Origin of the sequence: Rhodococcus sp. IEGM1428 (assembly GCF_050321865.1) — a bacterium.
GTDB lineage: Bacteria > Actinomycetota > Actinomycetes > Mycobacteriales > Mycobacteriaceae > Rhodococcoides.
In genome coordinates this window covers 31,288-48,542 of record NZ_JBNQFW010000005.1, presented here as the reverse complement: position 1 = coordinate 48,542, position 17,255 = coordinate 31,288, and the positions used below count along the sequence as shown (strand labels likewise).

General features: G+C 65.2%; 19 protein-coding genes. 8 read left to right on the top strand and 11 right to left on the bottom strand.

The features are described 5' to 3' along the window. Position 1: 1 nt before the first annotated feature. Positions 2 to 1,285: an ROK family protein gene (locus tag ACQR3T_RS21335; RefSeq protein WP_428694758.1), complete on the bottom strand. Its 1,284-nt coding sequence runs from the start codon at positions 1,283 to 1,285 to the stop codon at positions 2 to 4. Positions 1,286 to 1,620: 335 nt separating this feature from the next. Between ACQR3T_RS21335 and ACQR3T_RS21330 the strand changes: the two genes are divergently transcribed. Continuing rightward, on the top strand, positions 1,621 to 2,376 hold the full coding sequence (locus tag ACQR3T_RS21330; protein ID WP_057475129.1) for an SDR family NAD(P)-dependent oxidoreductase: 756 nt from the start codon (positions 1,621 to 1,623) through the stop codon (positions 2,374 to 2,376). Positions 2,377 to 2,435: 59 nt separating this feature from the next. Here ACQR3T_RS21330 and ACQR3T_RS21325 read toward each other — a convergent pair whose 3' ends face one another. The 3 genes from ACQR3T_RS21325 to ACQR3T_RS21315 all read right to left on the bottom strand — a co-directional run bounded on the left by ACQR3T_RS21325 (position 2,436) and on the right by ACQR3T_RS21315 (position 6,413). Beyond that, positions 2,436 to 3,710, bottom strand: coding sequence for a L,D-transpeptidase (locus tag ACQR3T_RS21325; RefSeq protein WP_428694757.1), 1,275 nt, complete (start codon positions 3,708 to 3,710; stop codon positions 2,436 to 2,438). A 73-nt stretch (positions 3,711 to 3,783) separates the two neighbouring features. Next, on the bottom strand, positions 3,784 to 5,334 hold the full coding sequence (locus ACQR3T_RS21320; RefSeq protein ID WP_094617487.1) for an MBL fold metallo-hydrolase: 1,551 nt from the start codon (positions 5,332 to 5,334) through the stop codon (positions 3,784 to 3,786). Positions 5,335 to 5,396: 62 nt separating this feature from the next. Next, positions 5,397 to 6,413: a UDP-N-acetylmuramate dehydrogenase gene (locus ACQR3T_RS21315; RefSeq protein ID WP_428694756.1), complete on the bottom strand. Its 1,017-nt coding sequence runs from the start codon at positions 6,411 to 6,413 to the stop codon at positions 5,397 to 5,399. Between the two features lie 57 nt (positions 6,414 to 6,470). Between ACQR3T_RS21315 and ACQR3T_RS21310 the strand changes: the two genes are divergently transcribed. The 4 genes from ACQR3T_RS21310 to ACQR3T_RS21295 all read left to right on the top strand — a co-directional run bounded on the left by ACQR3T_RS21310 (position 6,471) and on the right by ACQR3T_RS21295 (position 9,208). After that, positions 6,471 to 6,980 carry a DUF2505 domain-containing protein gene (locus ACQR3T_RS21310; protein WP_428694755.1) on the top strand — a complete coding sequence of 170 codons (510 nt, stop codon included), beginning with the start codon at positions 6,471 to 6,473 and terminating at the stop codon, positions 6,978 to 6,980. Between the two features lie 11 nt (positions 6,981 to 6,991). Beyond that, positions 6,992 to 7,495, top strand: coding sequence for a DUF2505 domain-containing protein (locus ACQR3T_RS21305; protein ID WP_032380350.1), 504 nt, complete (start codon positions 6,992 to 6,994; stop codon positions 7,493 to 7,495). A 79-nt stretch (positions 7,496 to 7,574) separates the two neighbouring features. Beyond that, positions 7,575 to 8,270, top strand: a complete 696-nt coding sequence (locus tag ACQR3T_RS21300) for a class I SAM-dependent methyltransferase (protein ID WP_428694754.1) — start codon at positions 7,575 to 7,577, stop codon at positions 8,268 to 8,270. Next, on the top strand, positions 8,267 to 9,208 hold the full coding sequence (locus ACQR3T_RS21295) for a GNAT family N-acetyltransferase (RefSeq protein WP_428694753.1): 942 nt from the start codon (positions 8,267 to 8,269) through the stop codon (positions 9,206 to 9,208). The genes ACQR3T_RS21300 and ACQR3T_RS21295 overlap by 4 nt, the downstream gene beginning before the upstream one ends. On the opposite strand, the gene ACQR3T_RS21290 is transcribed toward ACQR3T_RS21295, so the two are convergent. Beyond that, a complete protein-coding gene (locus tag ACQR3T_RS21290; protein ID WP_032380348.1) occupies positions 9,209 to 9,796 on the bottom strand; it encodes a type IV toxin-antitoxin system AbiEi family antitoxin domain-containing protein in 588 nt (195 codons plus the stop codon). Between the two features lie 110 nt (positions 9,797 to 9,906). Here ACQR3T_RS21290 and ACQR3T_RS21285 point away from each other — a divergent pair, with 110 nt between their 5' ends. Continuing rightward, positions 9,907 to 10,653: an LmeA family phospholipid-binding protein gene (locus tag ACQR3T_RS21285; RefSeq protein WP_032380347.1), complete on the top strand. Its 747-nt coding sequence runs from the start codon at positions 9,907 to 9,909 to the stop codon at positions 10,651 to 10,653. 62 nt (positions 10,654 to 10,715) lie between these two features. Here the strand turns inward: ACQR3T_RS21285 and deoC are convergent, their stop codons facing one another. Beyond that, positions 10,716 to 11,366, bottom strand: coding sequence for a deoxyribose-phosphate aldolase (deoC, locus tag ACQR3T_RS21280; RefSeq protein ID WP_080730728.1), 651 nt, complete (start codon positions 11,364 to 11,366; stop codon positions 10,716 to 10,718). A 59-nt stretch (positions 11,367 to 11,425) separates the two neighbouring features. Here deoC and ACQR3T_RS21275 point away from each other — a divergent pair, with 59 nt between their 5' ends. Further along, on the top strand, positions 11,426 to 12,268 hold the full coding sequence (locus ACQR3T_RS21275; RefSeq protein WP_428694752.1) for a class I SAM-dependent methyltransferase: 843 nt from the start codon (positions 11,426 to 11,428) through the stop codon (positions 12,266 to 12,268). Positions 12,269 to 12,281: 13 nt separating this feature from the next. Continuing rightward, positions 12,282 to 13,166 (top strand): formyltetrahydrofolate deformylase, encoded by an 885-nt coding sequence (gene purU / locus ACQR3T_RS21270; RefSeq protein WP_032380344.1) that lies wholly within the window; start codon positions 12,282 to 12,284, stop codon positions 13,164 to 13,166. Between the two features lies 1 nt (position 13,167). Here purU and ACQR3T_RS21265 read toward each other — a convergent pair whose 3' ends face one another. The 5 genes from ACQR3T_RS21265 to ACQR3T_RS21245 all read right to left on the bottom strand — a co-directional run bounded on the left by ACQR3T_RS21265 (position 13,168) and on the right by ACQR3T_RS21245 (position 17,230). Continuing rightward, the gene (locus ACQR3T_RS21265) at positions 13,168 to 14,193 is read right to left on the bottom strand and encodes an alpha/beta fold hydrolase (RefSeq protein ID WP_428694751.1); all 1,026 of its coding nucleotides are present in this window, start codon (positions 14,191 to 14,193) and stop codon (positions 13,168 to 13,170) included. A gap of 80 nt (positions 14,194 to 14,273) precedes the next feature. Further along, on the bottom strand, positions 14,274 to 14,561 hold the full coding sequence (locus ACQR3T_RS21260) for a DUF2516 family protein (protein WP_371828244.1): 288 nt from the start codon (positions 14,559 to 14,561) through the stop codon (positions 14,274 to 14,276). Positions 14,562 to 14,633: 72 nt separating this feature from the next. Then, on the bottom strand, positions 14,634 to 15,422 hold the full coding sequence (locus tag ACQR3T_RS21255; RefSeq protein ID WP_037171897.1) for a heparin-binding hemagglutinin: 789 nt from the start codon (positions 15,420 to 15,422) through the stop codon (positions 14,634 to 14,636). Then, the gene (locus ACQR3T_RS21250) at positions 15,415 to 15,882 is read right to left on the bottom strand and encodes a helix-turn-helix domain-containing protein (protein ID WP_052058177.1); all 468 of its coding nucleotides are present in this window, start codon (positions 15,880 to 15,882) and stop codon (positions 15,415 to 15,417) included. Before ACQR3T_RS21250 ends, ACQR3T_RS21255 begins: the two co-directional genes overlap by 8 nt. 73 nt (positions 15,883 to 15,955) lie before the next feature. Continuing rightward, positions 15,956 to 17,230, bottom strand: coding sequence for a DUF445 domain-containing protein (locus ACQR3T_RS21245; protein ID WP_032380340.1), 1,275 nt, complete (start codon positions 17,228 to 17,230; stop codon positions 15,956 to 15,958). Positions 17,231 to 17,255: the final 25 nt, after the last annotated feature.

Genomic DNA, 17,255 nt, shown 5'->3' with positions numbered 1-17,255 from the left:
CCTACGCGGCGGCCCTGCGCATCGAAGCGAGCGGATCGGAGTACAGGGAGCTGAGAGAGACCACCGTCGCGGCGTATTCCTGCACCCGGTCGCCGAATCCGGTGACGCGAATATCCCGGCGTGCCAGCGTCGAATGCGCGGTGAATGCCTCGCCCACGTGCGGGATTCCGGCCGGGTACGCGGTGAACGCCTGGCCCCCGAGTACGACGCGATCCGGATTGAACATGTCGCGCAGCAGCGCCACCGTCCGACCCAGTATCCGAGCGCGCTCGACCAGCAGTTCGCGCGCCGCCTCCGAACCGCCCTGCGCTGCCTGGTACACAGCGGCGATACTCGGACGCGGTTGCGGCGCAAGAATTTTGCGGTCGACGGCAGAAGCGACCACCGCTCGATCACTGACGGAGGCCTCGAGGCAGCCTCGGTTACCGCATCCGCACAGCGCCGATGATCCGGTGGGCAGGTGGGCGATGGACCCGGGGCCGCTCGCCGGGGTGTGGACGCGGCCGTCGATCGTCAGAGCCATGCCTGCGGTCTCGCGTGCGTAGAAGTAGAGGGAGGTTCCGCTCGAGCTCTGCGCTGCCGCGGTGTCCGACAGTCGAGGTGCAAGCAACAATTCCGAGGCTGCCATCGCCTCGACGTGCCCGGACACCGAGATGGGAAGGCCGAGTCCGCCGCCGATGATGCCGGCGACGCGGCCGTTCTCCCACCCCAGTCGCGGGTGGTCGACGGTGCCGTTCGCGGTGTCGACACGGCCGCCGATGGCTACGCCGACCCACAGCGGTGTGCGGCGGTGCCAGCGGCCGGCAAAGGCACCGGCACTGCGGGTGACGGAAGCCAGCGCCGCCTCGGGGGATCCACCTGGCGTGGGGATTTCGACGGCGCCGAGGATGCGCCCCCGCAAGTCGCTGACGGTGATGCCGGTGACGACGGCACCGATGTGGATGCCGATCGTCGAGAATGGTTCGTGGTTGACCTCGAACGGCACCCGGGGCCGTCCGATTGCGCCTGATGCCGTCAGGTCTGCGCGCTCGCGCAACAGCCCGACACCGAGCAGAGCCGATACCTGACGGTTGACGGTGGCGATGCTCAATCCTGTTGTGCGAGCTGCGCTGTCGCGTGAGATGGGGCCTTCGACGCAGGCCACTCGCAGCACCGACGCCACGGGGCTGTCGACGATCCGCAGATCGGGTGCAACGAGTTGGACGCGGGATGCGGGAGCGGTGACCCGTCCGGGCGAGCGCAGAGCGGGGCGAACGTGGTGGTGGTGCAGCGTGGTTACGGACATCCGTCGTGGATCCTCAGCAGTGGAGACCTTCGTCGCGAATGAACAGCGACGACGGTGCGAAGTGATGCAGGTCAAGGGGCGAGCACGGTGGTCACGAAGGACCACGACACGCGAATCAACTGCCCGTAGCGCAAAAAGGCTAGAGACAGGTTCCTTGGCCGAGACAACACAGTTCCCGAGGGAGCGGCAAGCGAGAACCGAGGGACGCGGTCACATAGGTGACCCGCATCGCGGTGGTCTCGCTGGCGGACATGAGTCCAAAATTAGCACTCGAAGCCCAATTGTCCAATCGGGCCCGTCCAGAAGCGCTGTTTCTCCCGAACTAGAATTTCCCCATGACCTCGCCCGAACAGATCGCACCCGATACCCGAATCGCCGTCGTCACCGGAGCGAGTTCCGGCATCGGCGCGGCCACCGCCCGCCAACTCGCCGCCGACGGATTCCACGTGGTCATCGGCGCCCGCAGACTCGACCGGCTCGAGGAGTTGGCGTCGGACATCGGCGGTACGGCCCTGGAACTCGATGTCACGGACGAGGATTCGGTAGCGGCCTTCGCCGCGGTGATCCCCCGCGTCGACGTCCTGGTCAACAATGCAGGCGGCGCAAAGGGACTGGCTCCGGTGATCGACGCCGACCTCGACGACTGGCGCTGGATGTGGGAGACCAACGTCCTCGGCACGCTACGTGTCACGAAGTCGTTGCTGCCCAAGCTGATCGACTCCGGCGACGGCCTCATCGTCACGATCACCTCGGTTGCTGCGTTCGAGGCGTACGACAACGGCTCGGGGTACACCTCCGCCAAACACGCTCAGGCCGTGCTGCATCGAACGCTACGCGGCGAACTGCTGGGTAAGCCGGTGCGGTTGACCGAGGTTGCGCCCGGCGCCGTGGAGACCGAATTCTCGCTCGTCCGCTTCGACGGCGACGCCGCCAAGGCCGACGCTGTCTACCAGGGCATCACACCGTTGGTGGCGAGCGACATCGCGGAGGTGATCGGCTTCGTGGCCTCGCGCCCGTCGCACGTCAACCTCGATCAGATCATCATCAAGCCGCGCGATCAGGCCGGCCCGGGGCGCTTCTCCCGTAAGTAGCCCATGTGCATGGAAACTCGTAGTGCGCTACGAGTTTCCATGCACATGCGCGTAGCGCTCTACCCAGCGGGCGCGGGTGCCGTCGTCGTCGCAGGTGCCGTGGTCGCAGGGGTCGTGGTTGCGGTTGCTCCGCCGGCGGGAAGCGCCGACATCGACTCCCAGGTCGGCCAGTCGATGGCCCAGTCGTACAGATCCCCATCGGCCGCGGACAAGTCGATACGGGTGCCGGTGACCTCCACCGGGTCGCCGTACATCGCCGTACCGAAGTACTGCTGTGCGTCCTCGGTGGAGAGATTTATACACCCGTTGGTGACGTTGGACGCGCCCTGCACGCCGGTGGTCAGCGGGTTGGCGTGGATGAACTCACCGTTGTTGGAGATGCGCACCGCCCAGCGTTCGCGCACGTTCTCGTAGAACGGCGGGTTGGACATCAGGAAATCCTCGTGCTTCTCGGTGACGACGTGGATGCCGCTGCGGGTGACGTTGCGGTCCTCGTTGCCCTCGCCGTAGCTGACGGGGATGTCCATGATCGTCGCGCCGTCGCGGACCACCTGCATGCGGTGGCTGGTGGCGTCGGCGACGACCACCTGGCTGCGTCCGATACTGAAATTCAAGGTGACGTCGTCGGCACCGTACGCGCCGTCGCCGTAGTTCACGCCGTAGAGCTTCGCGACCACCGACACCGTCGTACCGGGAGCCCAGTAGTTGGTGGGACGCCAGTGGATGCGTGAGCCGTTGTCGTCGGGGAACCAGGCCCATGCGCCGGGGGTCGGCGGGTTGGTGGTCACCGTCAACGCCTTCTCGACGGCCGCCTTGTCCTCGATCGCCGAGTCGAACTGCAGGATGATCGGCGCGGCGATGCCGACTTCCTGGCCGTCGCCGATGTTGGTGCTCACCGAGGTTCGGCTGTCCGGTTCGACGGTGGTGAACGCACCCTCGATGGGCACGGTCTTGTTGTCGCCGCCGACAGCCGAGCCGGACCACGTGTACTCGACGCCGTAACCCAGGGGTTCGGTGACGGCGTAGGAGGTCTTGTCCGGTGAGAGTGCACCCTGGACGACCTTGCCCTCGGGGTTCGTCAGCGCAACGTCGGTGAGCGTTCCGTCGGTCACGGAGACCGAGATGGGCGCGACGGGGCTGATGTCGACGGCACCGTCGGCCGGGTTCGCGGTGACCTTCGCAACGGGCGCGGCCTCGGTGGTGGGGGCTGCAGCTCCCGAGCCTCCGTCGCCGGATCCGACGGTGCAACCTGCCACCAACGCCACCAAGGCGACGAGCACGGCGATCAACCACACCGCGCGCGTCCGTTTTGTCTGTTCTACCTGCTCATGCACGTTATCCAACGTACCTGCGTCTGCGAACTGCCCCACTTTTCCGGGTCATTTTGGGGGCAGTCTCACAGCGGAGTCAGAGTTTCTGCGTGCGGAGCTCGTGGCCCTTCGACGTCAGGCAGCGGCCAGTTTCGAGGTTCCAGTCCCAACCGTGCAGGTTGCAGGTGAGCTTCTTACCCTCGACGATGCCGAATTTCGTCAGGTCCGCTTTCAGGTGCGGGCAGCGGCGTTGGATCTCGTAGCCGCCCATCGTGATCGTGGCGGTGTCGTCGTGCGCCTCGGAGAACCAGCCGTCGGCATAGGCGATGCGCTCGTCGGTGAGGCACTTGAAGAACGTGTACAGGAATTCGTTGTAACCGCCGACGCGTCGGGCCCGGAAACGGGTGGACAGGAAGATCGAGTTCACCCAATCGGGCTCCTGATCACGCACTGCGGTGCGGACCAGTTCCGGCGGAATGGTGAAGCTGTAGCGGAACTTCTCGTCCGAGATCGGCTCTCGCACAATCCTTTTCGGAAAGTCCAGCACGACGGTTTCGTCGCCCATCGTGATCCCGACGGGGTAGCCGATTCCGTCGCAGATCAGGTCCGTCTGCGCCATGATCGGCTCGAACAGCCCCCGCAACGGCTCGAGCAGCGGCTCGCCCTCGGCCGGAGCCCAGCCGGCTTTCTCGGCCGCGATGACCGATGCCTGACGCTGCGCGTAGGCCTCGATGTACTCGGCCTTGCCGGTGGTGAAGATGGCCTCCGCCTCGGCGGTGGGAATGGGGTGCTCGTGCGAGAGCAGCTCGGAACCGTCGAACGTTGCGGCGGTGCCCGGCATCATCAACAGACCCTTGTCGTGCCCGTGCAGGCGCATCTGCTCGAGAAACACCATCTGGTCCGGGAACACGTTGGCCGGGTCGCCGTAGACGTCGTTGAGGAAGCGGAGATCGTCGTCGAGGAAACACGGCGGGCCGGCCGACGGAATCACCCAGGTGGAGCCGACCTGTTCGATGTACTGGCGCGCTCGATCCATCTGCCGCTGACGCTTCTGGATGCCGAAGTTCTTCTTGGCCCGCGAGACCATGTCGTAGACCATCGGGTACCAGATCGCGCCCGAGTACTGCAGCATGTGCACGTCGACGGGGCCGAAGTTCTCGGTCATCACGTCCAGGTCCACCGGCCGTGCGTCGTTCATGTTGAACGCCACGGTCTTTCCGTCGGAAACAACCAAGCCCGAGTCACCGATCGGACCGTCCGCGGGTGCACGCAGCGCGATGATCATGATGTCGAGATCGCCCTTGGGACCGGAGATCGTGTGCTTGACCGAGTCCGTCGTCTCGTAGAACTTGTGGAAGCCGAGCTTCTCGAGCTCGTGCTTGAGGTCGAGCACCGGGTAGTCCGGCAGCAGCACCGTCGCGTCCTTGTTGACGTGCTCGGCCAGGTTCCGTGGATCGAAGTGGTCCTTGTGCAGGTGCGAGACGTACAGGTAATCGCAATCACCCAACTCGTCCCAGTCCAGGCCCGAGTTGTCGGGGAACGGGAACCACGATGCGTAGAACGACGGGTTCACCCACGGATCGCACAGGATGCTCCCGGCGTCGGTCCGAATATGGAATCCCGCATGTCCCACGCTGGTGACCTGCACTGATTTACCTCCTACGAGCCGGGCTTTTCAAAGCTCCATCGTATGCGCCGTTTCGGGCGGCTCTAACCCAGCGCGCAGTTGACGAGGTCACACTCGGGCGTGAGCGTGACGCCGAACTTCTCCTGCACACCGTCTCGGACGTGCGCGGCGAGCGCCATGATGTCCGACGCGGTCGCCCCGCCTCTGTTGGTGATGGCCAACACGTGTTTCGACGACAATGCCGCGGTGCCTCGTCCGAATTCGGTGCCGTAGCCGCGCGGGAAGCCTGCGTTCTGGATCAGCCAGGCAGCCGGGATCTTGGTTCCCGCGGGGTCGGGGAAGTTGGGCGCGTGCGCAGCGGCCTCGGGCACCTCGGGCAGTACCGGGTTGAGGAAGAACGATCCGACACTCCACGTGTCGTGATCGCTCGCGTCGAGCACCATCCCCCGCTCGCCGCGCAGAGCCAGTACGGCGCCGCGTACGTCCGGCACCGGTACGACGTCGCCGATCTGCACGTCGAGACGCTCCGACAGTGCCGCGTAGCGCACCGGTAGCGACTCGGTCGTCTTCTTCAGCGCGAACGTCACGTCCAGAATCACGTACCGCGAGGATCGCTTGAACACCGACGACCGGTGCGTACCGAAACCGCATTGCTCCGGCGTCCACACCGAGGTCTCCTGCGTCTGCCGGTCGTACACGGTGAGACTGTGCAACAGCTCCGACGTCGACGCCCCGTACGCACCCACGTTCTGGATGGGCGTCGCGCCGGTGGTTCCGGGAATGCCCGACAGCGCTTCCATCCCGGACAGTCCTGCATCGATCGTCGCCTGCACGACGGCATCCCACTCGACGCCCGCATCGACGGTCACGATCTCGCCGTCGATGTCCAGCCGCGAGCCGGTCACCTGAATCACCCGACCGTCGAACCCGTCATCTCCGACGACCAGGTTGGATCCACCGCCGACGACCAACACGTCGGTTCCGGCCCGATCCGCGTCGCGCACCAGCGAAACCAACTCGTCACCGGTCGTCGCGACACAGAATTCACGGGCCGGGCCACCCACGCGGATTGTGGTGAGCTCCGAAATTGCAGTAGACACGGACTCTCACGCTACCGGTCGCGCATGGCGTGAAGAGTCACCCGGTAACCTGCGTGGATGCCTCGCCCTATTGAGCACAGCTCGACTGTGCCCGCCTCCGCCGACAAGGTCCACGCAGCGCTGACATCCGAGCAGTACTGGAAGGACCGCATCGAGCAGATCGGCGGCCCCGGTGCCAGCTTGAAGAGCGTCACCGTCGGCGACGGCACCATCGACGTCGTCATGACCCAGTCCGTCCCCGAAGAGGAGTTGCCGTCCGCGGTGACCGCCTTCAAGAAGGGCGACCTCATCATCGAACGCACCGAGAGCTGGGGACCGTTCGACGGCACCCACGCCGAGGGCACATTCGGAGCCACCGTCGAAGGGGCACCGGCTCGCATCACCGGCACCACCACGCTCGACGGCAAAGGCGATACGACGACCGTCGCACTGGCCGGCACCACCGAGGTCAAGGTCCCCATCTTCGGCGGGAAGATCGAATCGATGATCAGCGAGCAGGTGCTCTCGCTCATCGACAACGAGCAGGACTTCACCGGTAACTGGATCGCCGCACAGGCGAACAGCTAGCCTGGCGCACTATGGCTCGCCGAATGAACTACTCCGCCCGGTTCACCCACTCGACGCAGCAGGTCTATGCAGCGCTGTCCAGTCGCGATCATTGGGACGCGCGCATCGAGGAGATGCGTAAGTACTCGGAGAACGAGCTGAAGAGCTTCGAGGTGTCCGACGCCGGAATCGACATCGTGATGCACCACGTCATCCCGCGCACCGAACTGCCCGACATCGCGCAGACGGTGATGAAGAAAGACATGGTCATCACCCGCAACGTGCACTTCGACGCCTACGAGGAAGTCACCGCGGGCCACTACGACGCGTCGATTCCGGCCGGTCCGGGTTCGTTGAAGGGCACCACGTCGCTCTTCCCCACCAACGGCGGTTCGACCCTGCGCACCTCCTCGGAGGCCAAGGTGTTCCTGCCGTTCATCGGCGGCAAGCTCGAGCAGCTCATGCTGGTCAACCTCATCGACCTGTGGCGCGGTGAAGGCGAAGTGACCGCCGACTGGCTCGAGAAGAACGCCTAGCCCACTGAAGGGGCCTGAAGGCGTCATCACCCGCGGCACCACCGGCATCAATCGGTTGCGTCGTAGCGACCGGTGGCTGATGCACAACCCCGATGTTCGACGCGTCCTGCGCGACTCACCGGATCCCCTCGTCGTCGACCTCGGGTACGGGGCGATGCCGAACACGACTCTCGAACTCGCGGGCCGACTGCGCACCGTCAGACCCGATATTCGCGTTACGGGCCTCGAGATCGACCCCGCCCGCGTCGTTCCCGGGAGTGACGGCGTGGAGTTCGCCCGCGGCGGATTCGAGTTGGCCGGTCTGCGCCCGAACCTGGTGCGTGCGTTCAACGTACTACGGCAATATCCCGAGGACGCGGTTCCTGCTGCCTGGCAACGCATTCAGTCTCGCCTGGCACCCGGCGGCCTGCTGGTGGACGGTACCTGCGACGAGTTGGGTCGACGCTGCGCGTGGGTATTGCTCGACGCCGACGGCCCGCGGTCTCTGACTCTGGCCTGGGATCCGTTCGATGTCGAGATGCCGTCGGACATCGCGGAGCGACTCCCGAAGGTGTTGATACACCGCAACATCGAGGGCGAGCTGATCCACGATCTGCTGCAGCGCGCAGACAGAGCGTGGTCGGTCTCGGCACCACTGGCCCCTTTCGGCCCCCGCCTGCGCTGGCGCGCTGCTCTGAAAATACTTGCCGAACAAGGGCTTCCGATCACTCTCCCCCGCCGCCGCATGCGAGACAACGTGCTCACGGTGCCCTGGGCGACGGTTGCACCGAGATGAACGATCTACCCCTCACGGTCAGACCGTGCGCGCCCGAGGACCTTTCGAAACTCGAGCGATGGTCGAATTCAGATCCGGTCGACTGGGTCGGTCGCGCTCGTCTCCACGAGGACATGGCGTCGGGCAATTACCGATTCGAGTGGACCTGGCTTGCCGAACGCGCGGGCCGTCCGGTCGGGCGCGCTGTGTGGTGGGGCCGTCCGGGCGCAACCAGCCCCGTCACCCTCGACTGCTTGTCGGTCGTGCCTACCGAGAAGCGACCGGCCGACGTCGGCACTGCCCTGATCAGCAGCGCTCGTGCGGCCTTCGCGCATACCGCCGATCTCGAATTCAATGTCGATGTGGCGGTGAGCAATTCGCGAGACTCCTCGTTACCGTCGGCATTGGCGTGGCGCGAATCGGCCGCGCACCGGGGTGGTTTCACCCGCACGACCGAACGCGTCTCTTTCGCCCGAACCGCTGACGATCCGGTGCCCGCGGCCTCGACTCGTCTGCACTTCTCGGCGGGCACCGATGCGCAGTTCCTCGCGGTGTTCGAGGCCGTCGCAACCGGAAGCCTCGACTCTCACACCCGCGCCATGGTTGCCGAACACGGAGTAGCCGCACTCGCGGAAGACGATCTTGCCTTCTACGGTTCCCTACCGGGGCGGCGCGAGGCCTGGCAGATCGCGAGCCGACCCGACGGCACGACTGTGGGCTTCGTGGTGCCGACGAGAAATGCCTACGACGCGGCCATCAGCTATCTCGGAGTGCTTCCCGAGCATCGCGGTCAGGGGTATGTCGACGATCTGCTGTCACAGATGGTCCGGATGCACCACGACGACGGGCAATACCGCATCGTCGGAACCACCGATGCGGTCAATGCCCCCATGCGTTCTGCCTTCGAGCGCGCAGGTTTTGCCGTCACCCGTAACCGGATCGTGCACGCGGGCCGGTGATCACGTGCAGGCAGACAAGGCCAGTTCGACGCGTTCGGCCACGCGATCGGTGCTGCTGCCGGCCTCGGAGTACAGCGCCTGCGGGTCGACGCGACCGATCGCCACGGCGTCGCACACCACCTCGTCGAGGGTCAGTTGCGAGATTCCGCCGGCAGCCAGATCGAGCACCGTCCGCACGGGCGTGGTGATGTTGAACGTGCCGGCCGATTCGACGTCACGAGGCTCGAGCCGCAGACGGTGAACCGCAAGTCGGGTGTCGCTCAGGCGTAGGTCCCCGAACGCGCACAGGTGCACGAACTGCGGGTGCAGGTGACCGAATCCGTGCAACTCCGCGGCGCTCTGGTGCGAGATCACTGCCTCGCCGCCGAACCAGGCGCACCACATCGCGAACACCTCGAGCTCGCTGTGCGGCCATTGGCCCAGTCGGAACAAGTTGCGCTCGACGCGGGTCCACGTGTTCGTCGCCAGGTTGACGCGCACCATTGCCGAATCGAAGCCGAGCTCCCCGGCCTGCTCGGCGGTGAAATAGCCGTCCTGACGAGTGGCGAGCGAGTGCAGTTCCTGCACACTCGGTCCTGTCGTACCCATGCCGCAAGCGTACGGCAAAATGTGTTACAGATCACAAACTTTGGTACCGGAGACATCTCTTCGGCGAGTTTCACAGAGCTTGCTCAGAATCATCGGGAAGACTGCCGGGAATGTCCTCCACAGCCAAGCGCAGCAGCGTGCCGTTGATTGCAGTCTCCGTCGTTGTAGTCCTCCTCGTCGCCGTCATCGGTGGCGAGTTGTTCGTGCGTCAGCAGATCAAATCGTGCCTCGCCGGCCAGCTCGAATCCGAGCTCGGCAGCCAGGTCGAGGTCGGTCTCGGCCTCAAGCCGGTTCTGCTGTCCTTGGTGGACAAGAAGGTCTCGTCGGTCACCGTCGACAGCGACGACGCGCGATTCGGGCCTGCCGAGGGCATGGTCGTGCACGCCGAGGCACGGGATCTGAACCTCACCCAGTCCGCGGATTCCGGCGGCACCATCGGCAGCTCGAGTGCCGACATCTCGTGGTCTACCGACGGCATCACCCGCACCCTGCAGAGCCAGGGCATCGGCGCGATCGTCTCGGGCGTCACCTCGGATGCATCGGCGGGCACCCTCGAATTCGCCGTCGGCGCGCTCGCAAAGCTGACCGTCAAGCCGCAGGTCGCCGACGGCAGGGTCGACTTTCAGACCGTCGACGCGTCGATCCTGGGTCTCGGTATCCCCACCGACCTGGTCGACTCCGTCGTCGGGGTGCTGACCGACAGCCTTCAGGCGTACCCGTTGGACATGACCCCGACGTCGCTGACCGTCACCGACTCCGGCATCGAGCTCACACTCGAAGGCGGGCAGTACACAATTCCCGCGACCCAGCAGAACCAGAATCAGCAGACCCCCGAGGGCTGCTCACTCGTCGCGTAACCCCACGTGCGCGGTAACTCGTAGCCCACTACGAGTTGCCGTGCACATGCGACGCAGTCGCTCTAGTTCAATCCGTCGAGCACCGCACGGGTACCCGACAGCCCCAATCGTGTTGCGCCCGCGTCGATCATCGCCAGGGCGGCCTCCGTCGTACGGATGCCGCCGCTGGCCTTGACGCCCAATCGACCGCCGACGGTCTCCGCCATCAATCGCACGGCCTCGACGCTCGCGCCGCCGGCCGGATGGAAACCGGTGGATGTCTTGACGAAGTTCGCGCCCGCGGTTTCTGCCGCGCGGCACACTTCGACGATCGCTTCGTCGGACAGCGCTGCCGATTCGATGATCACCTTGAGTACGGCATTGCCGATGCCTTCACGGACGGTCACGATGTCGGCCAGAACGGCGTTGTAGTCACCCGCAATGGCGGCTCCGACATCGATCACCATGTCGACCTCGTCGGCACCCTGCTGCACCGCGAGCCGCGCCTCGGATCCCTTGATCAACGAATGATGCTTGCCCGACGGGAATCCGGCGACGACTGCGGTGAGCATTCCCTCGGCGCGAATCGGCAGCATCGACGGCGAGACGCACACGGCGAGCACTCCGAGCTCACGGCCCTCCTCGATGAGCGCGGTCACGTCGGCGGTCGTGGCTTCGGGCTTGAGCAGCGTGTGGTCGACCATTCCGGCGAGGGCGGCGCGGGTGAGTGTCATGTGGTTCAGCTTTTCACAGCTCTGCCATTCGCAGCCCTGTCGGTCTACGATTTGCGGTCATGACCGCAGCGTCGCTCGCCGCCACCTTCAATGCCACCAGCAGGGAGTTCGACGCGGTGACGCCGCAGGTCTGGGGACCTGCCGGGCAGTCGCTCGCTTTCGCACTCGAGCTGACACCCGGCGATGCCGTTCTGGACGTGTGCTCGGGCACCGGGGCATCGGCAATTCCTGCGGCGGCCGCCGTCGGACCCGACGGCATGGTGCATGCCATCGACCTCGCCGACGATCTCTTGGAAGTGGGCCGGGTGAAGGCCACCGATCGGGCACTGCGCAACATCGACTTCGTCGTCGCCGACGCCACCGAGTGGCAACCCCCGTCGACCGTTCCCGTCGCCGGATACGACGCCCTGGCCTGCTCGTACGGCATCTTCTTCCTTCCCGAACCAGAGCAGGATTTTGCCCGACTCGTCTCGTTGGTTCGCCCAGGCGGGCGCGTCGGAGTGACGGTGTGGCGCAAGGGCTCGGCCAGAGAGTATTCGGGCGCGTTCTTCGACGTGATCGGCAGACACTGGCCGCCGAGCGCGGGCCCTGCGCCGGACCCGACGGCCACAGTCGACGATCACCCGATCCGCAGGATGGAGACAGCGGATCTACTCGATGCCTGGCTCACCGCCGCCGGCACCTCGGACGTCCGGGTCGTCGAGCTGTCCAATCATGTTCCGGCGACACAGTCGTTCGTCTGGGATTTTGTGCTGGGCAGTGCACTGCGCGGTGCACTGAACCCGTTCGACGACGCAACTCGCGCGCAGATCCGGGCCGAGTTCTCGGCTCTGTTGACCGAGCGCGGGATCGATTCGATCGATCTCGGGACACTGGTGGCAACCGGGGTCCGCACGCCCTGAGAGAATCGTCGGCATGAGTTCTTCCGTATCCGAGGACCGCCGCTACGTTCTGTCTCTCGGTTGCCCCGACAAGACGGGCATCGTCGCCCGAATCTCGACCTTCCTCGCCGACGTCGGTGGTTGGATCGTCGAGGCCGCGTATCACGCCGATCCCGACACCGGTTGGTTCTTCACCCGGCAGGCCGTGCGGGCGTCGTCGGTGGACATGAGCATCGATGACCTACGCACCCGCTTCGCTGCGGTGGCCGCCGAGCTCGGTCCGGAAACCGAATGGGCACTGCATGATTCGGGCGAACCCAAGCGCGTGGTACTGCTCGTCAGCAAAGAAGCGCACTGCCTGCACGATCTGCTAGGACGGGCGGCGGGCGGCGAACTGCCCGCGCAGATCTCCGCGGTGATCGGCAATCACAAGTCGCTCGAGCCGATTGCCGCCGCGCACGGCACACCGTTCCATCACGTCGAGTTCGCGAAGGATCCGGCCGAGCGCGGGCCCGCCTTCGAGAAGGTGCGCTCGCTGGTCGATTCCTACGACCCCCACGCAGTGGTGCTGGCGCGCTTCATGCAGGTTCTGCCGGAATCGCTGTGCGCGCACTGGGCGGGCCGGGCGATCAACATCCACCACAGCTTCCTGCCGTCGTTCGTCGGTGCCCGGCCCTACCACCAGGCCTTCGCGCGGGGCGTCAAACTGATCGGTGCGACGTGCCATTACGTCACCGCCGAGCTCGACGCGGGTCCCATCATCGAGCAGGACGTCATCCGCGTCGACCATTCCGACGAGGTCACCGACATGGTGCGTCAGGGCCGCGACATCGAGAAGCTGGTGCTCTCCCGTGGTCTGCGATGGCACCTGGAAGATCGGGTGTTGGTGCACGGCCGCAAGACCGTGGTGTTCAGCTAGATCACAAGTTACGGAGCCGAACGACCTCGGCGTTGAATTCGTCGATTGCTTCGACCGAGCTCATGTGTCCGATGCCGGGGATCACGATCAATCGGCTCAGATGGTCGTGATCGTCCAGCGCGCGGGCGAGTTTGCGGGCGTGCACCGGCGGGGTCAGTCGGTCGGCAGATCCGACGAGGACGCTGGTGGGGACGGACATGTTCGCCAGTGCCTCGCGGATGTCGAGGTTGCTGATGGCCGCGCCCCAGATGCCTCGTGTGCGCGGGGCGCATTCGAGCACGATCTTCTCGCAGAAGGCCACCTCGGCTGCGGTGGCTCCGGGAGCCATCGAGATGTATTTGATGGCTTGGCGCGTCACAGGCGACGGCCGCAACGGTAGCGCCGAGCTCAGCACGGCTCGACCGACCGGTGCCGGAACGCGTGGGAAGCGCTGCGGCAACGGGATGACTGTGGTCTCTCGGACGAGAGAGTCGGTCGCGGTGCTGGCGAGGAGCACGGCGCTGACGAGTCGATCGACCTGTTCGGGGTAGTTTCCGGCCCATGCCATGATCGACATACCGCCCATGCTGTGTCCCACCAGGACGGCCTTGTTGTCTTCGACGACAGTCGCGGCGAGCACCGCAGCGAGGTCGTCGGCCAGCACATCCGGGCTCAGAGGCCGCGTTCCGACGTCGCTGCGGCCGTGGCCGCGCTGGTCGTACGCGATGACGCGGTATCGGCCGGCGAGGGCGTTGATCTGCGGAAACCAGTAGTCGGCCGAGCAGGTCCACCCGTGGCTGAAGACGATCGGTTCTGCATCGGGATCACCGTAGCTACGGACGTGCAGGTGAGCGCCGTCGTCGGTGACCACCTCGGTGATGTGCGGCTCGATCGTGGGGTGCTTCAGAAGCTCGTCCGGCCGAACGTCCGTCGTCTTGGTGAACGAATGCAGGCGACGCCGGCGGACGACGAATGCACCGACCGATGCCGCCGCGGCCGCGCCGCCGATTCCGAACAGCACACGTTCGACTACCTTGCGTGAAACCACAGAAAATCCCCTCTACCTCGACCCCCTGGCGGGTTCGGTAGACGGTACGCCCACAATCCCGTGGGCGTCGATGCGCCTGCCTACCAGCGGGGTCCGCGCTGAATGCTGTCGATCTTGGGTCGGACGTCGACAAGGTACACGCACACCGCGACGACGCCGATGATGCCCAGGAATCCGATCACTCCGGAGACCAGGATAAGGAGCAGACCCACGAACAGGATGGCCAGCCAGGCGGTCTTGGTGAGCTTGTCCACGGCAGGAAAGGCGTCGGCGCGCTGACGCAGCGCGTGGAAGATCGCGAATCCTGCGCCTACCACTCCGAGGATCTGCAGAAAGGTAAGGATGTAGTAGCTGAAGCTGCCGGCGATGCTCACGCGGTCAGTGTACGAGAAACGACCCCCGCACCGCGCGGCGCAGGGGTCGTTTTCTTTACGAATGCTTTAGCGAGTGGTCTTCTTCGCCGGAGCCTTCTTGGCCGGAGCCGGGGTGGCCTTCTTCGCAGCCGGTGCCGGTGCCGTCTTCTTGGCCGGTGCCGGGGTCTTCTTGATGGGCGAGCTCGCGCTGCTGCGGGTCTTGGCCTCGACCTTGCCCGCCACGCCGCTCACCTTGTCGGAAGCCTCGACGGCCTTGTCCTTGGCCTCGTCGCCTGCTTCGTCGATGTTCTCGGCGAGCTCGTCGGCTGCGTCGGAGATCTCCTCGGCACCCTCACGAACCTTGTCCGACGCGATGCCGGCCAGAGCTGCGGCGCGCTCACCCACTGCGCGAGTCTGCGAAGCGACGGTTCCGAGAGCCTGCTCGGTAAGGTCGACGACGTCGTTGGCTGCCGAGTTGGCGCGCTCGAGGCCCTCTTCGACGGCAGGCGTACGGCGGATGCGCTCGACGGCCTCTTCGCCGCGCTCGGCGAGGGAGGTGTACAGATCGGAGGCAACCTTGAGGTACGCCTCGGCAACCTTGCGCAGCTCTTCCGGGGTGAAGCGCTCACGCAGTTCGGCGATCTCGTCGGGGAGTTCCGCAGGCAGGGCAGCGAGGCGCTCGCGCAGGTTCTCCACGCCCTCGGTGACCTCTTCGGAGATGTCGGCGAGCCGAGCGTTGACCTCGCTGGTGCGGCTCTCGGCGCGCGAACGCACCTGAGCGACGACGTCGGCTACGGCCTGGACGACAGCGTCGCCGGCACCGACGGCTGCAAAGATGGGGGTCTTGACGTTCTCGAAGTTCTTGGAATCAGACATCGGGTGTCTCCTGTTCGTCGGGTTCGGGCTCTTGCGTCGACTCGTTCTCACGACAGAACGAGTCGTAGATCTCGATCAGCACTTGCTTCTGCCGTTCGGTGATGTGCTCATCACCGAGCAGAGCTTCGCGCACCGGACCGTGGGGACGCGCTTCCAAGATCCCGGCCCGGACGTACAGCACCTCCGAGGAGACGCGCAGACCCTTGGCTATCTGCGCTAGTACTTCTGCGGACGGGTTGCGCAGTCCGCGTTCGATCTGGCTCAGGTAGGGGTTGCTCACTCCGGCCCGACTGGCGAGTTGCCGCATGGATACCTGAGCGGCTTCCCGCTGCGACCGGATGTAGCTCCCGATGTCCTGCGCTGCAGTCGTCACGACTGAAGCGACAAGATCCCCCGCCTCGGCGACAACCTGCGTCGCCTCGGTCGCCTTGGCGACCAGATCCCCCTCGTTCTCGGCCATCTCGGCCTCCTGTTTTCGGTGTCCTACTGGACGGTACCGAAGGGTGCTAACTATTGCAAGCACTCTGCTAGCACTAGTGCCCGAAGATCAGATCCGAGATTGTGTAGATGGCCAGTCCGGCGATGGATCCGACGACGGTTCCGTTGATTCGAATGAACTGAAGATCGCGTCCGACCTGCAGTTCGATCTTCTTGCTTGCTTCCTCGGCATCCCACCGAGCAACGGTGTCGCCGATGATCGTGGTGATCTCGTCCGCATAGTTCGCAGCGATGTACCGCGCTCCGCCGAGCAGCCAACCGTCGGCCTTCCCCCGCAATTCGTCATCATCACGGAGACGAATTCCGAAGTTGACGGTGTTCTCCTTGATCTTGGTGCGCAACGTACTCGTGGGATCGTCGACCGACTCGGTGATCAGACGCTTGGCGACCTTCCAGGTTGCCGCAGCCAGACCGGTGATCTCCTCGCGGCCCATGATCTGCGCCTTGAGCTTCTCGGCCTTCTCGATGGTGGTCGGGTCGTGCTGCAGATCGTTGGCGTAGTCGATCAGGAACTTGTTGGCGGCAAGACGCACGTCGTGCTCGGGGTTGGACCTGATCTTCCAAGTGAACTCGACGAGCTCCTTGTAGACCTTCTCGCCGAGCAGGGTGTCGACGAACTTCGGCGACCAGTTCGGGGAGTCTCGCGCCACGACGCGATCGATCATTTCCTGGCTGCCCAGAGCCCACTGATGAGCCCGCTCGGCCAGCATGTCGATCAGTGGCAATTGGCGGTTCTCGCGGAGCAACTCGTCGAGAATGCGACCGATGGGCGGCCCCCACTGCGGATCGGCGAGTCGGCGCACGATGGTGCTGTCGATCACCGCGGTGATGTCCTCGTCGTTGAGCACGTCGACCACACCGTGCAGCACCGTCGCCGCCTCGGCCGCAACGCGTTCGGCATTGTCGGGCTGGGCGAGCCAGGTACCCAGCCGCAACGGAACCTGCGCCGACGCAACCTTCTCCGACACCACCTCGGGCGCAAGAAAATTACTGCCGACGAACGAGCTCAGGCTTGCACCCAGCTGGTCCTTCTTCTTCTTGATCAACGCCGTGTGGGGAATCGGGATGCCCAGCGGATGCTTGAACAGCGCGGTCACCGCGAACCAGTCCGCGAGCGCGCCCACCATTCCCGCCTCCGACGCCGCGCGTACGTACCCCACCCACGCGCCAGCACCCGTCGACTCCTGCCACCGGCAGAACAGGTAGACGATCGATGCGAAGACGAGAAAGCCCGTCGCGACCGTTTTCATCTTGCGGAGGTCGCGACGCTTGGTGTCGTCATCGAAGTTCATGAGCTGCACAACCGACATTGTGCCCAGAAATGTGTCGGATCAA